Origin of the sequence: Fictibacillus halophilus, assembly GCF_016401385.1 — a bacterium.
GTDB lineage: Bacteria > Bacillota > Bacilli > Bacillales > Fictibacillaceae > Fictibacillus > Fictibacillus halophilus.
In genome coordinates this window covers 2,899,004-2,913,547 of record NZ_JAEACF010000001.1, presented here as the reverse complement: position 1 = coordinate 2,913,547, position 14,544 = coordinate 2,899,004, and the positions used below count along the sequence as shown (strand labels likewise).

Annotated in this window: 11 protein-coding genes; 10 read left to right on the top strand and 1 reads right to left on the bottom strand. The window is 40.3% G+C overall.

Annotation, left to right across the window (positions count from 1 at the left end):
- Positions 1 to 378 precede the first annotated feature (378 nt).
- From I5J82_RS14895 to I5J82_RS14875, 5 genes are all read left to right on the top strand, one after another.
- Complete coding sequence (locus I5J82_RS14895; RefSeq protein WP_233096500.1) at positions 379 to 903, top strand: NUDIX hydrolase; 525 nt, start codon at positions 379 to 381, stop codon at positions 901 to 903.
- A 148-nt stretch (positions 904 to 1,051) separates the two neighbouring features.
- Positions 1,052 to 2,044: a Gfo/Idh/MocA family protein gene (locus I5J82_RS14890; RefSeq protein ID WP_198768503.1), complete on the top strand. Its 993-nt coding sequence runs from the start codon at positions 1,052 to 1,054 to the stop codon at positions 2,042 to 2,044.
- A 319-nt stretch (positions 2,045 to 2,363) separates the two neighbouring features.
- Complete coding sequence (locus I5J82_RS14885; RefSeq protein WP_198768502.1) at positions 2,364 to 2,651, top strand: hypothetical protein; 288 nt, start codon at positions 2,364 to 2,366, stop codon at positions 2,649 to 2,651.
- 404 nt (positions 2,652 to 3,055) lie between these two features.
- Entirely contained in the window at positions 3,056 to 5,812 is a 2,757-nt protein-coding gene (locus I5J82_RS14880; protein WP_198768501.1) for a response regulator, read from the top strand.
- 13 nt (positions 5,813 to 5,825) lie between these two features.
- On the top strand, positions 5,826 to 6,680 hold the full coding sequence (locus tag I5J82_RS14875; protein ID WP_198768500.1) for a CheR family methyltransferase: 855 nt from the start codon (positions 5,826 to 5,828) through the stop codon (positions 6,678 to 6,680).
- A 43-nt stretch (positions 6,681 to 6,723) separates the two neighbouring features.
- Here I5J82_RS14875 and I5J82_RS14870 read toward each other — a convergent pair whose 3' ends face one another.
- Positions 6,724 to 7,854, bottom strand: a complete 1,131-nt coding sequence (locus tag I5J82_RS14870; protein WP_198768499.1) for a fused response regulator/phosphatase — start codon at positions 7,852 to 7,854, stop codon at positions 6,724 to 6,726.
- 250 nt (positions 7,855 to 8,104) lie between these two features.
- Here I5J82_RS14870 and I5J82_RS14865 point away from each other — a divergent pair, with 250 nt between their 5' ends.
- The 5 genes from I5J82_RS14865 to I5J82_RS14845 all read left to right on the top strand — a co-directional run bounded on the left by I5J82_RS14865 (position 8,105) and on the right by I5J82_RS14845 (position 14,452).
- On the top strand, positions 8,105 to 8,875 hold the full coding sequence (locus I5J82_RS14865; protein WP_233096499.1) for a DeoR/GlpR family DNA-binding transcription regulator: 771 nt from the start codon (positions 8,105 to 8,107) through the stop codon (positions 8,873 to 8,875).
- The gene (locus tag I5J82_RS14860; protein ID WP_198768498.1) at positions 8,872 to 10,179 is read left to right on the top strand and encodes a four-carbon acid sugar kinase family protein; all 1,308 of its coding nucleotides are present in this window, start codon (positions 8,872 to 8,874) and stop codon (positions 10,177 to 10,179) included. The genes I5J82_RS14865 and I5J82_RS14860 overlap by 4 nt, the downstream gene beginning before the upstream one ends.
- A 30-nt stretch (positions 10,180 to 10,209) precedes the next feature.
- Positions 10,210 to 11,244, top strand: a complete 1,035-nt coding sequence (pdxA, locus tag I5J82_RS14855) for a 4-hydroxythreonine-4-phosphate dehydrogenase PdxA (protein WP_198768497.1) — start codon at positions 10,210 to 10,212, stop codon at positions 11,242 to 11,244.
- 87 nt (positions 11,245 to 11,331) lie between these two features.
- Positions 11,332 to 12,705 carry a GntP family permease gene (locus tag I5J82_RS14850; protein WP_198768496.1) on the top strand — a complete coding sequence of 458 codons (1,374 nt, stop codon included), beginning with the start codon at positions 11,332 to 11,334 and terminating at the stop codon, positions 12,703 to 12,705.
- A 226-nt stretch (positions 12,706 to 12,931) separates the two neighbouring features.
- Positions 12,932 to 14,452: a methyl-accepting chemotaxis protein gene (locus I5J82_RS14845; protein WP_198768495.1), complete on the top strand. Its 1,521-nt coding sequence runs from the start codon at positions 12,932 to 12,934 to the stop codon at positions 14,450 to 14,452.
- Positions 14,453 to 14,544 lie beyond the last annotated feature (92 nt).

Here is a 14,544-nt window from a genome sequence, read left to right as displayed (position 1 = left end):
GTTGATAACAAGGGGACTGTTTATGTGGGTTGAGCTTTTAAAAAAACGTCTGCCATTTTTAAACTAGCGGTAAGTTCAAATACTACATGCCTATAAACAGTAGAAGTCTTTATCAAATTATAAAAAAGAGCCAACTTCGTTTTGAAGTTTGCTCTTTTTTAGTGGTCTATCTTTATATACTAAAATTTTTCTGAGGTATTTTATTCATTTTGAACAGTTTGCCTTCACTACGTTAATTAGAATGTGGTTAAGTTTGCTATTGAATGCGTCAATAGATAAGCAAAAAGAATAGGTGAATTATGTTAACATATATATAGAAAAAATGGTTCACATGCTGATAGGTAGTAGCTTATTGTATTAAGATTAAGAGGTGGAAATTTGTATTTTAAGAAGACATTAGAAGATCTAAACAGTGGAAGCTTCAAGAGCAGCGTCCATAGAGAAGCAGTCAGAGCTATTATTATGAAAAACAACCATATTTTACTCGTTCAATCAAATAGAGGGGACTATAAATTTCCTGGAGGCGGAGTAGAAGAGAATGAAACCCAATCTGATGGACTGATACGTGAAGTGAGAGAAGAAACGGGTTACTCCAACTGTATAGTTAAAGATAAGGTCGGCATAGTAATTGAACGGAATATTAATGAATTTGACAGTGATGTACTTTTCCAAATGACTTCGCACTATTATCTTTGTGATTTATTAAATGAAGAAAAAGTCACTCAACAATTAGATGAGTACGAGTTCGAACTAGATTTTACTCCAAAATGGGTCTCCTTAGATGATGCAATTAATCAAAATGAAAATCTTATTAAAGAATTTGAGAAAAATAGCTGGTTGAGACGTGAAGCATTCGTTTTAAAAGAACTGAAGAATAGGTACTATCCCACAAACAGAAGATAAGATGGAATAATCATCATCTAAAGGACAAACTCAGAGAGGTATATACTCTGAGCTTTTTTAAATCGAAAGAACCGTGCAATTTGGTATACTCATAAATTGAATATGTATCCATTTAATTTAAATATGTATATAAAGAGGAGTAAGAAAAGTGAAGAAAGCAAACCTTTGTTTTATTGGCGCAGGGTTCCATGCATCGACAAATATTTATCCATCTGCTATTGAAGCCGGAGCGGAGATTCAAGCCATTTCTACAAGAGATCTTAATCGTTCGAAAGATGCACTTCGACGCTTCGGAAGCAATGGAACACCTTATGATGATTATAAAGCCATGCTCAATTCCGAAGAGTGTGATGGAGTTGTAGTAGTCGCTCAACCTGAAGATCATAGCTCATTAGTAATGGACTGTATTAGAGCTGGAAAAAATGTTTATGTAGATAAACCTCTTGGAATGAATGCTCATGAAGCGGAGGAAATCGCGAAGGCTGCTGAGGAAGCAGGGGTAATCTTAATGGTAGGATTTATGAAACGCTATGCACCCTGTTATCAGAAATTAAAAGAATTAATCATAAGTGGTAACCTTGGACAAGCTCGTTCATTTCAAGCAAGATTTGCTGTAGATAGCACCCCTTTTTGTAAAGACGATGAGCAGTTTATGAAGCTCGCTGCTATACATATTGTTGATTTAGTTCGTTTTTTGTTTGGTGAAGTTGTTCAAATATCAGGTTTTAAAAACAGTAATAGTGAACGTATCTCTCAGAGTATTTCATTAAAATTTGAAAATGGAGTCGTGGGTAGCCTTTATTTTACAGGAATGACAGCTTGGTCACGGGAAAGCGAAAATGTGGCAGTAACGTTTGATAACGGATTTGCTATTGCAGATGAAGTTCATACACTTACTGTCCATAGATCTCAGACCTTTGACCAACTACCTTGGAAATCACTAGCAGAGAATGATACAGTATTTACACCTTCTGCATCACCCATGTCTGGAGGTTACAGGGATCTTTATTTGCGTGGTTTTGTTGGAGAAATGGCTCATTTTATAGACAGTTGTAAAAATGATAGAGAAGCATGTTCGAGTGGACGTGATAATGTTCGTACTATGCTACTCTGTGATAATATATTAGCTGAATTGGGTTAGGTTGAAAGACAATGAATAAAATTCAAAGTATAGCTCTAACGGCTCATATTTACGATGACCAACAGTAAGATCAATTAAAACGAAAAAAATTATAGGATTTTTGTTAGAAAAGAAAGCCTTGCATTGAAAACGTCGTAGAGTAGAACTTGTAAAGAAGTAGGGTAAAGGTTAGAGACACTTTTTATTTAGGAGTGATATATCCACTTGAATAGGTCATTTAGTCTTTATTTTTCCTTCTATGACCTTTGATTATGATGACCCATACCCTGTTAAAGGAAATTAATGTATGATTGTTTTTAAGTATCACGGGGGTGTCATCTTGGTAATATACACAAAAAAGACCTACGAGAATAAGAAAGGGTACCTTTACATACCTGTTATCTGGAGAGAAGAGTTTAACATTCATAGTGGCTTAGAGATAGGCATTGATTGTTACCAGAATTCTATCCTTGTCATTGATAAGTCACTTACAAGAGAATATAAACAAGTGATCTCTAATAAAGGATTTCTTACTATCCCTCATGAGTTGAGGGAAAGATTGACCTGTAATACCTTTCAGATCATTATTGAACAAAAAGACGAAAGAATTATATTGGCTCCTAAATGAAACTTTAACAAACTAATAGGAAATAGGAGCTAGCGATATGACCAGAATTTTGTATTATGGAACATCAAATGGCAAAGTTGAGTTCCATCACATCAGTAAACTCATATATTCTTGCTAGTACCGCTACCGTTAGAGCTTTACCAAAAAACCTAGATACTAAATCGATATTCGTATCACGGGCCACCTAAGCCAACACCAAGGTGGACTAAAACTACTATCTGCATTTCACTATAAAAATAAACTGCAACATTCAAACTAAACGCCTAAAACTAGATCTCAGTACAAAAGATCTAGTTTTTTCTTTTTCCAGCACATTCCACGGCCTGAACAACTACCTTTATCTCACAAATAACAGTATAATTAGGCATAAAAACATTTTTTGTAAAAAGGCAGGAATATAGGGGATGAATAATTTTAGATTCGGGATTCGCCAGAAAATTATTACTGGCTATATTGTGATCATTATCTGTTTAATTGCTGCTATTCTTGCGGTGACGAATCAGTTGGACACAATGAAGGGTGAGAGGAATTTTATTATCCAGCATGATTTTGCAGTTCGAGATCTTACGAGTCAGATTGAAAAGGATCTCTTAAAGATGGAAACGAATAAGCGTGCGTTTATCATTACGGGTGATGAAAGCTACCTTCAGCTCTATAATGAAGCGAGCTCTCAATGGTCAAAAGACTATAACACGCTGAAACAACTTTTATCGGATAATCCGAGTCAGCAAAAGAGAATTGCTGAAATCAATGAAAACATTAAAGACTGGGTTGCTGTTGCGGGTGATCCGCCGATTCAAATGAAACAGCAGAATGATACTGCGGGTATTGCTGAATTTTTCAAACAAGATCCGGGAAAATCGCAGACAGAAAAAGTTCTACAGCAGTTCGATTCTTTTCGGGATACAGAGAAGAGTCTTACACAAAAACGAGCAGAAAACTTGAACGTCCAGAATCGATACTTAGAGATCGGTCTTTTTAGTTTGCTTGCGTTCGTTATTCTCGTTTCAATGGCTCTTGCGTGGGTCATTTCAGGATCGATCATTAAGACGATAAAAGAAGTCGTTGGAACGATTCGCGCCATGACTACGGGCGGGAACTTGAGTAGCCGCATTCATGTGAAATCGAATGATGAGATCCGTGACTTAGGAGAAGCGACGAACGAACTGTTGAACTCTTTTGAAGAGCGTGACTGGCTGCAACGAAGTGTAACGGATGTTGTAAGTAAGAACCAAGGCGTATCATCGCTTGAAACGCTTGCGGAAATCTTCCTTTCTGCGACTGCCCAGATCACTGAATCATCGTACGGTGCTTTTTATATCAAAGAAGGCAAAGACGGAAACGTTCGGTTTGTTAAAAAAGGAGCGTTCGCGGATTCTGCAGCAGACGTTGGACGAGCTAGCTTTAAGCTAGGTCAAGGTCTTATCGGGCAATGTGCACTAGAAAAACGAGTTCAAGTCATCGACAGAATCGATGGAGAATATATGCTCATTTCTTCTGGACTCGGAGAAACAAAACCGAACAGCATCTTGATCGCGCCGATCGTGCATGAAGATGAGATTGTAGCTGTGATTGAGCTCGCGAGCTTGACTTCATACAGCAACCAGCACATTGCATTTATTGAAAAAGTACTAGAAACGTTCGGACTAACGATCAACCGAGTAATCGATCGAATGGAGATTGCAAGACTTCTATCTGAATCACAAGCGATGACAGAAGAATTGCAGGCACAATCGGAAGAGCTGCAAACGCAATCTGAAGAATTGCAGATGCAATCCGAAGAGCTTCAAATGATCAACGAGCAACTCGAATCACGTTCACAAGACGCCGAGGAGAAATCAAAGGCACTTGAAATCGCGAAAAAAGAGCTTGAAGAAAAAGCGAAGCAGCTTGAGACAGGCTCTAAATACAAATCAGAGTTTTTAGCGAACATGTCTCATGAATTGAGAACGCCGCTTAACAGCATTTTGATTCTATCTGAGATGCTTGCTGAAAATGGCAACCAATCACTTTCAGACGAAGAGTTAGAGTTCGCCCGAGTGATTCATTCATCCGGACAGGATCTGCTGAATCTGATCAACGATATTTTAGATTTATCAAAGGTAGAAGCAGGGAAACTCGAGATCATGCTTAGTGAGGTGAACCTAAGTGAGTTCCCGAGTAACCTAGAGAGAAACTTTACGCATATCGCGGATCAAAAGAACCTGAACTTTACGATCAATATGGCTCCTGACGTACCAACACTCCTACAAACAGACGAAAAACGTTTTCAGCAGATCATCAAAAACCTGCTGTCCAACGCATTTAAGTTTACGGAAAAAGGTTCAGTATCTGTTAGCGTGAAAAAAGTACAAACCGATGTGATCTACAATGGTGTTGATTATTGGTTAGAAGTTGCGATTAAAGATACTGGAATCGGCATACCGAAAGAGAAACACGAACTCATTTTCCAAGCTTTCCAGCAAGGTGATGGTGCCACGATTCGTAAGTTTGGTGGAACAGGTCTTGGATTATCCATCAGCAGCGAGTTTGCGAAGCTGTTAGGCGGAAGACTGCAGCTACAAAGTGAAGAAGGTAAAGGAAGTACGTTTAAACTTCTGATTCCAAGTATCTCTGACGAAAGTGTATCTGCTCATACGTTCCTTGGCGCATCAGCTGAGGTGGCGACTGCACTTGAACAATCCAGCAATATGGTAGCTATTGCAGAAGCACCGATAACGGCTAAAATCGTACCTGCGGAACCTGAAGTAGAACAACCATCGATCTCTGTTGATGAAGAGAACGTATTCTACGGTAAAACGGTATTGATCACAGATGATGATAACCGAAATATTTTTGCGTTAAAAACAGCTCTTGAACAAAAAGGAATGAATATTCTGATCGCCAATAACGGCATGGAGTGTCTGGACGTTCTTGATGCGAACAAGAATATAGACCTGATTTTGATGGATATTATGATGCCTGAGATGGATGGCTATGAAACGATGCAGCGCATTCGCGGAACAGGTGAGCATAAGAACCTGCCAATCATTGCGCTAACGGCTAAAGCGATGAAGAACGACCGTGAAAAGTGTCTTGAAGCAGGAGCGTCTGATTATATCAGCAAACCGCTGAAGCTCGAGCAGCTCTTTTCTGTGATGCATGTTTGGATGACAAAGTGAGGATCGACCACTGATGAAGGATTTCTTATGGAACAACGACGACAACCAGGAAAATAACATAACGGAAACGCTTGAGATGGATCTGTTGTTAGAAGGGTTGTACCGCATATCTGGATTTGATTTTCGCCAGTATATGCGGTCCTCCATCCATAGACGTGTCCACAATCGAATGCAGCTTGAACACATTCCAACGATTACGGGTGTGCTGGAAAAAGTACTGCACGAACCTGCTTTTATGACAACGCTGCTCAATGACTTTTCGATCAACGTAACCGAGATGTTTCGGAACCCGGAGTTCTTTTCTGCGTTTCGCCAAAAGGTGATACCTGAATTGAGAGATCTACCAGAGATTCGCATTTGGCACGCGGGATGCGCGACGGGTGAAGAAGTGTATTCGATGGCGATTTTGATGGAAGAGGAAGGCTTAAGTCATAAGACGAAATTTTATGCGACAGACATGAACGAACCGGTGCTGAACAAAGCGCGTTCGGGTATTTTACCGCTGACCAAGATGAAAACGTACACGAAGAACTATATGGCGGCTGGAGGAACTCAAGCCTTTTCTGAGTACTATACGACAGACGGCCACTTTGCGTATTTGAAGCCTTCGTTGATAAAACGAATCAGCTTTCTACAGCATAACCTTGTGACGGATCATTCGTTCAATGAATTTCACGTTATTCTTTGCCGAAATGTACTGATTTACTTTACCGCTGCACTGCAAAATCAAGTGCATGAGTTGTTTTATGATAGTCTCAGCCCGAATGGTTTTCTCGGTCTAGGTGATAAAGAATCTATTCAATTTGCAGACTGCGCAGATAAGTATGCGGACTTTGCAGAACAGGTAAAAATCTATCAAAAAAAATAAAGCAGGAAGAAGGGGTGTGATGACCTCTTCTATCCTGCTTTTTTTATTTGGCTTGAATCATCATGATACACATGTCATCGCTCTGACCTTTTTGCTGTTCTTCTGGAATGACAAGATGAATCGGCGAGCGGATGTTGCTCCATTTTTCCGAAGCCACGTACTTCAGCTTCTCTAGCATCAATTCTTCGTCATCGCCAGCTTCTAGCACTCCGTCTGTAAAAAGAAGCATCTGAATGTTGTCTTCGTAATGGATAACAGACTTCTTCACTTCGATCTGTTCAAAGAAACCGACCGCATAACAGCTCCGTTCGATAGATTGAAGCGAATTATCAACGAGTGCATAGCCTTCTGGATGCCCGGCATTCACGTATTCAACTGTCTTTTTCTCTGTATCGATCAAAAGATAGATGCCTGTGAAATAGTAGTTGTAGTCATTTTTGGGGTTATGCAGAAGCGCCATATAACGGTTTAATTCTTTAATAACGAGTTCCGGATCTCTAAGTTCTTTAATGCTATCTCTCATAACAGAAGAGATGAACATGCAGACAAGTGAAGAAGAGATGCCGTGTCCCATCATATCGAGCAAGATGATGCCATATCGATGGTCATCGAACTTGTGCCAATAATACATATCGCCCGCGAGCTTAAAGGAAGGCAGGTGAGACACGTTTATCGTGATGTTGTCTTCTTTAATCGGCGGATTCAACAAGCCTTTTTGAACTTGCATCGCAAGATCAAGCTCGTTCTGAATCTTTTGTTCTTGTTCCGCGTGCCAATCTTTTTCGTACTTCAATCGCAATGCAACTCGAATTCTAGCAAGTAATTCTACTTTATTGATCGGCTTCGTCACATAGTCCATCCCGCCACAGTCCAACGCTTCTGCTAACTTCGTAGAATCTTCAAGCGCCGTGATGAAGATGATCGGAATGTCTTTGAAACGCTCGTCTTTTTGAACGCGTTGACAAGCCTCGATCCCGTCTATCTCTGGCATCATGATATCAAGGAGAATCAAGTCGATCGACTTTTTGTTCAGCTCTTTTTCGTTTTCTTCGAGGTGATCAAAAAGCTGTTGAGCAGAAGAAAGAGAGGTGCAGTCATCGTATCCTGCATTCTTCAATATTTTTTCTATTACAAATAAATTAACTGTATTGTCATCAACGATCAGAATGGACATTCAAACTTCTTCCCCTTATATGTACCATTTATTGTGTGTTTTTCTAAGATCATTCATTTCTATAACTCTAGTATACAAGTAAATGCGATATGGGACTATTTTTTAGATTATTTAGAGTGGGAAAGTGATTAGGGGAGAGTGGAGTAGAGATATTTATTGTTCGTTTTAAACAAAAATATTGACAAATGTGTTCGTTTGTAACATTATAATACATATAAAGTGTTCGAAAATAACAAAGGTGATGAAAATAATGCCTAAAGAGCGCAGAGAGCATATTCTTCAACAATTAAATACGAACGGAAAAATCGAGATTGAGGATCTGGTAAACGAATTAAATGTTTCGGCGATGACCATTCGCCGTGATCTAGCTTATCTCGAAGAAACCGACCAGATTATTCGAACGCATGGCGGAGCGATACTTAACAAGCCTTTAGTCGTGGAATCTTCTTTTCGAACTAAAGAAGGGAAGTTCAACGACCGGAAGAGAGCGATCGCCGAGAAAGCCGTGCAATTCATACAGGATCACTCGACCATTCTTTTAGATTCAGGAACAACAACATTAGAAATCGCAAAATTATTAAAAGAAAAAACAACAATCACGGTAGTTACGAATGATATCAAAATAGCAGCAGAGCTTCTCGATACAGATGTAAAAGTAATCGTTACGGGTGGAGAACTGCAAAATACGATTGGAACATTGTTCGGTCCTCTAACTGAGCAGATGTTAAGAGGGATTCACGTAGACCTCTTTTTCTTAGGAGCTCATGCAATCCACAGCAGAGCAGGTGTTACAGCGCCGACTTTTGAGAAGGCTGCAATCAAAAAACTGATGATTGCAGCGTCGGAAAAAACGTGGCTTGTGGCTGACTCTAGCAAGTTTGATCAAAAATCATTAACTAAGGTTTGTGACCTAAACCACATACACGGTTTGATTACCGATGAGCACATTTCAGATGAAACGGAAAAAATGCTGAATGAATATTTAGAAGTGATAACCGTTGAAGGTGGTGAAAAGGGATGAAAATTGGCGTTATCGCAGATGATCTAACAGGTGCCAATGCAACAGGGGTGAAACTGATCAAGCAAGGTTTTGAAGCGGCAACGATGGTATATTACGATCAGGAGCCAGCATCCGGCAGCTATAACGCAGTATGTATTGATACGGATAGCAGGTATGCAAGAAGAGATGTGTCCGAGATGCGGATTAAAAAATCCCTTAGCAACCTTCAGCGATGGGGTGCAGATGTTATTTGTAAACGAATCGACAGTACGGTAAGAGGTAACATCGGAACGGAGATCGACATGGTCTTGAACGAGCTCGGCGAACGATCAATTGCTGTTGTGGTTGCATCGTTTCCAGATTCAAGCCGTATCACATCTGGCGGTTATTTGCTCGTTGATGGTGTGCCTGTTCAGGCGACAGATGTTGCCAAAGATCCGGTCATGCCTCTGACAGAATCGTACGTTCCTTCTATTATAGGTAAACAGAGTGAGCATCTTGTATCACACATCGGACTCGAAACCGTTTTACAAGGAAAGAAAGCAATTCATCATAAGTTAAAGCGAAAAATAGACGCAGGCAATCGCATTCTTGTGATGGATGCGGTAACGGATGAAGAGATTGAAGATATCGCACATGCGATGTCATTGATCGAGGACTATCAACTCGTACCGGTAGATCCTGGACCACTAACGGCTTATTATGCAAAGGCTTACACCGCCTCACACACACAGAGTAAAAAGATACTCGTCACAGTCGGAAGCGTAACTTCTTTAAGTGGTGAGCAGCTGATGTACTTAATCGATAAAACGGATGCGAAACCGGTCTATGTTGATGCTGAAAAATTAGCAAGTCTATCAGAGAGCTGGGAAACAGAAGTTCAAAGAGCTGTCACAGCTGCTTTAGATGCTATCCATCACCAAGACATCCTGATCATTACGACCAATTCACCAGAGGCTAAACGATTAGAACTAAAAAGATTGGCTGAAGAGCAAGGTGTGAGTCAGGATCAACTCGCGAAAAGAATCGCAGATGGATTAGGAAAAATCACGCGTATTGTGATTCAGTCAACGAATTATGAGATTGGCGGCTGCTTCTCCAGTGGAGGAGATGTTACAGCTTCACTCTGTTCCGTTGGAAGAGCCGAAGGAATTAAGTTAAAAAATGAGGTGCTTCCTCTAGTCGCATACGGTGAATTTATCGGAGGTTACTTTGATGGTATACCGCTCGCTACAAAAGGGGGCATGGTCGGTGACAAAAAAGCGATTCACACGATTGTAAAGCACCTTTTAGCAAACCAAACGTCTACAAAGCAAGTTCAATAAATTTATAAAACAACTTAAGGAGGAAGTAACATGACAACGACAACGAAAACGACAACAACAGAAAAAGCGATCATCGCGATCCCGATGGGAGATCCAGCAGGTATTGGACCTGAAATTACGATGAAGTCTCTTGCGAAAAAAGAGATCTATGATGTTTGTAAGCCACTCGTGATTGGAGATGCTGCGGTACTAGAAAAAGCGATCGAGATCGTTGGTGCAGACCTTAGCATTAATGAAATAACATCACCAGCAGAAGGAAAGTACGAACTAGGAACAGTTGATGTGATCAACTTAAACAATATTGATCTGAACAAGCTTCAGTATGGTGAAGTATCTGCTCAAGGCGGACAGGGAGCGTTTGAATACATCAAAAAAGCGGTAGAGCATGCTACAGCTGGTGAGGTTAAAGCCCTTGCAACAACGCCGATCAACAAAGAATCGTTAAAAGCCGCAAATGTTCCTTATATCGGACATACGGAGATGCTTGAAGCACTCGCAGGTTCAGATGATCCTCTAACGATGTTTGAAGTAAAAGGAATGAGAATTTTCTTCTTAACACGTCACCTTTCATTAAAAGATGCGATTGCTGCTATGACGAAAGAACGCGTGCATGATTACTTAGTACGATGTGATCGAGCGCTCGCTCGTCTAGGCGTTGAAAACAGACGCTGGGCCGTTGCTGGTCTGAACCCGCATAGCGGTGAAGGCGGATTGTTTGGCTGGGAAGAAGTGGAGCAGATCAAACCGGGTATTGAGCTAGCAGTTGCAGATGGAATCAACGCGGTAGGGCCGGTTCCAGCAGACTCTGTATTTTTCCAAGCATTAAACGGAAAATATGATGCAGTGTTGTCGCTTTATCATGATCAAGGACATATCGCAGCAAAGATGACAGATTTTCATCGAACGATTTCTATCACGAACGGTCTTCCGTTCTTAAGAACTTCAGTAGATCACGGAACGGCGTTCGATATTGCAGGTAAGAACATTGCAGAGAGCACAAGTATGGAAGAGTGTATCAAACTTGCAGCTCAATATGCTCCAAAGTTTACAGCGAACAGTCTTTAGAACAGTCAGTTGAAGGTGGAGGGTACTCATACCCTTCACTATTATTTCAATAAAATAAAAGCGCTTACATTAAAGGGGGTTAATGAAATGGAAGTTTCAGGAGCACAAATGGTAGCTGGTTTAGTTCTTGGGGTTATTGCATTAATTTTTCTCGTTTTAAAAACAAAGATTCATGCGTTTCTAGCTCTTATTATCGCGGCTTCTATCGCTGGTCTTGTCGGTGGTATGGAACCAGGTAAAGTCGCTGATACCATCTCGGCTGGTTTCGGGAGCACGCTTGCTTCTATTGGGATCGTTATCGGACTCGGTGTAATGATCGGACGGATTCTCGAAGTATCAGGAGCGGCTGAAACATTAGCCTATTCACTCATTAAAGCAGTCGGTAGGAAAAAGGAAGAGTGGGCGATGGCAATTGCAGGGTATGTGGTCTCCATTCCAATCTTTGTTGACTCAGCGTTTGTTATTTTAAATCCACTCGTAAAAGCTTTGTCTAAGAAAACGGGCAAGTCAGTCGTTTCATTAGGTGTTGCTTTAGCCGTAGGTCTTGTGATCACGCACTCTTTAGTACCACCAACTCCTGGCCCGTTAGGTGTAGCAGGAATCTTTGGAGTTGATATCGGACTTATGATCGGTCTTGGTCTTTTATTTGGGATACCGATCATGATTGCAGGCGTTCTCTACGCCAAGTGGATCGGTAAACGAATCTATCAAGTGCCAGATGATTCAGAACTAGGATTCACGCGTCCTACAAAACAAGCAGCTTATCAAGAGTTTATTGAGTTAGCTAGTGCGCGAGAGGATGATCTGCCTTCCTTAGGCCGCTCACTATTGCCAATTGTCCTGCCGATTCTATTAATCTTTTTAAACACAACATTAACCGCAATGGAACTTACATCTGGATTTTATGGAATCTTGATTTTCTTAGGTAAACCGATTATCGCCGTAAGTATCGGACTAATTGTAGCCGTTTATGCTTTGGCAGGTAACTTAAGTCGATCTGAATCCCTTGATCGAATGGAAGAAGGAATTCAGACAGCAGGTATCATCCTGTTAGTTACAGGTGCAGGTGGAGCACTTGGAAACGTACTTCGTGAGAGTGGGGCGGGGAACTTTATCGCTGAAAAGATTGCAGACTTGCCACTTCCAGCAGTTTTGATTCCGTTTTTTGTCGCGACGATCGTTCGCCTTGTTCAGGGAAGTGGTACGGTAGCGATGATAACTGCAGCATCTATTTCAGCACCGATCCTTTCTCAGCTGGATGTGAACATGGCACTCGCCGCTCAAGCTGCAGCGATGGGTTCGATGATCTTCTCGTACTTTAACGACAGTTTGTTCTGGGTTGTTAACCGGATGCTAGGCATTAGAGAGGTGAAAGAACAGATCATGGTATGGTCTGTACCAACGACGATCTGCTGGTTCGTAGGTTTGGTGTCACTTTTAGTTGCGAATATGATATTTTAAACACTTGTTTAATAAGAGATTCACCACTACACATGGTGAATCTCTTTTTTGTGTCTTATTAACTATTTTTCTATCCATTCAGCTTAAATCATTAACAAAAAAATTAACGGAATTTAATAGGTATTTGTAACTATTTTTTATTAAGTCACATTGAAATGTTAAGATTTTGAAAAATTAGACGAAATAATTCAAGTACTTTAGTCTACTAATGGAAAAGAGGATTTTGATGAATCACCAGAAAAATAAATTAATGCTTATTTTATCTACAATTGGCCTTCTGTTAACTGTCGCTATTCAATGGGTAACCAGAACGTGGTCCATAAACTGGAGCGAGGAACAACTTAACGAATACTCTATGATTCTCTATATGGCGGTTCTTGTACCAACTGTAATAGTAGTGATGGCGTGGCTCATTTATGTTAAAAATAATCAACATCGTATACTGCCGCTCCTCATTACATTGGGTCTTACCTTTATTAGTAATGCCATGATCGTCAGTGGAGAAGGCGATGTGGTGTTTCACTTTTCCATCTTTTTAGTTGTAGCACTTTTAAGTTTTTATGAAGACATTAAATTAATCTTTGTTATGACGCTTATCTTTGCAATCACTCATCTATTTGCCATGTTTGTTTATACAAGTTTATATTTTGGAGATCACCATTACCATTGGTACATGTTTGTTCTTCATGCTCTTTACCTGGTGTTTACTTCTAGTGGGATATCATGGCAGATTTATACCAAGTTGAAGTATACAAAAATACTGCAACTTGAAAACGAAGAACGATCCGATGCGTTGCAGGCTGCAATTCTGCATATCCAAAACACTTCAAAGCAGCTTGTTGAAAATGTGAATCGTTTAACAAATAATACGGAAGAATCCAGCCATGCTATACATGATGTTGTAAAATCTATCAACCAGATAGCAGCAGGTTCCAGTGAACAATTCGCACGGTCTAAAGAAAGTGAAGTGCAGGTTGGTGGTTTAAATAATGGTGTCAGTATGGTCATAGCCCGAACAGAAAGAGCCACAAAATCTTCTTCATCAGCAAATGACCTGGTTGGAAAAGGAACCAACTCGATGATAAAAACGAAACAACAGATAGAGAATATCCATACAACCATTCAACATGTTTCCAAGACTGTTCATCACCTGGAGAAGCAATCTAGTGAAATTGGCGATATTCTAACCGTAATATCCGAGATTGCAGACCAAACGAACTTATTGGCATTAAACGCTGCTATTGAAGCGGCGAGAGCAGGAGATTCTGGAAGAGGGTTTGCGGTCGTAGCAGATGAGGTGAGAAAACTTGCGGCTGGTTCAAACGAGTCTGCTGGTCATATTTCCCAACGTATTCGTTCCATTCAAATGGAGATTTCAGATGTAAATAAAGTGATGAAGGATGGTCTAGAAGAAGCTCAGAAAGGGATGCGTTTGGTTAACGAAACAGAATTGATCTTCGAACAGATATACGACGCTACAAACAAAGTTACGTTAGAAGTAAAAGACATCTCGCAAATCTGTAATGAGTTAGAGAAAAATGCATCACATCTGACTGATTCTATTCAACTTATGGCGGAAACATCAAGGGAACATAACCTTACGAGCGAGGGGATGATGGTTAACTCCCAGCAACAGATGAGCGCGGTAAGTGAACTAAGTAATGTTACCGAGCAATTAGAAGGAATCTCAACAAATCTAAACAGTCTTGTGATGTCTTTAAATGCTACAAATAAACAGAACAAGTAAATGCGTAAAAGAGATGAGTCAAATGTGTACTTATCTCTTTTATTGTGTGTACTTTAGCAAAGCGGTGCTTAATCTAAGTTCAATTTTGCACA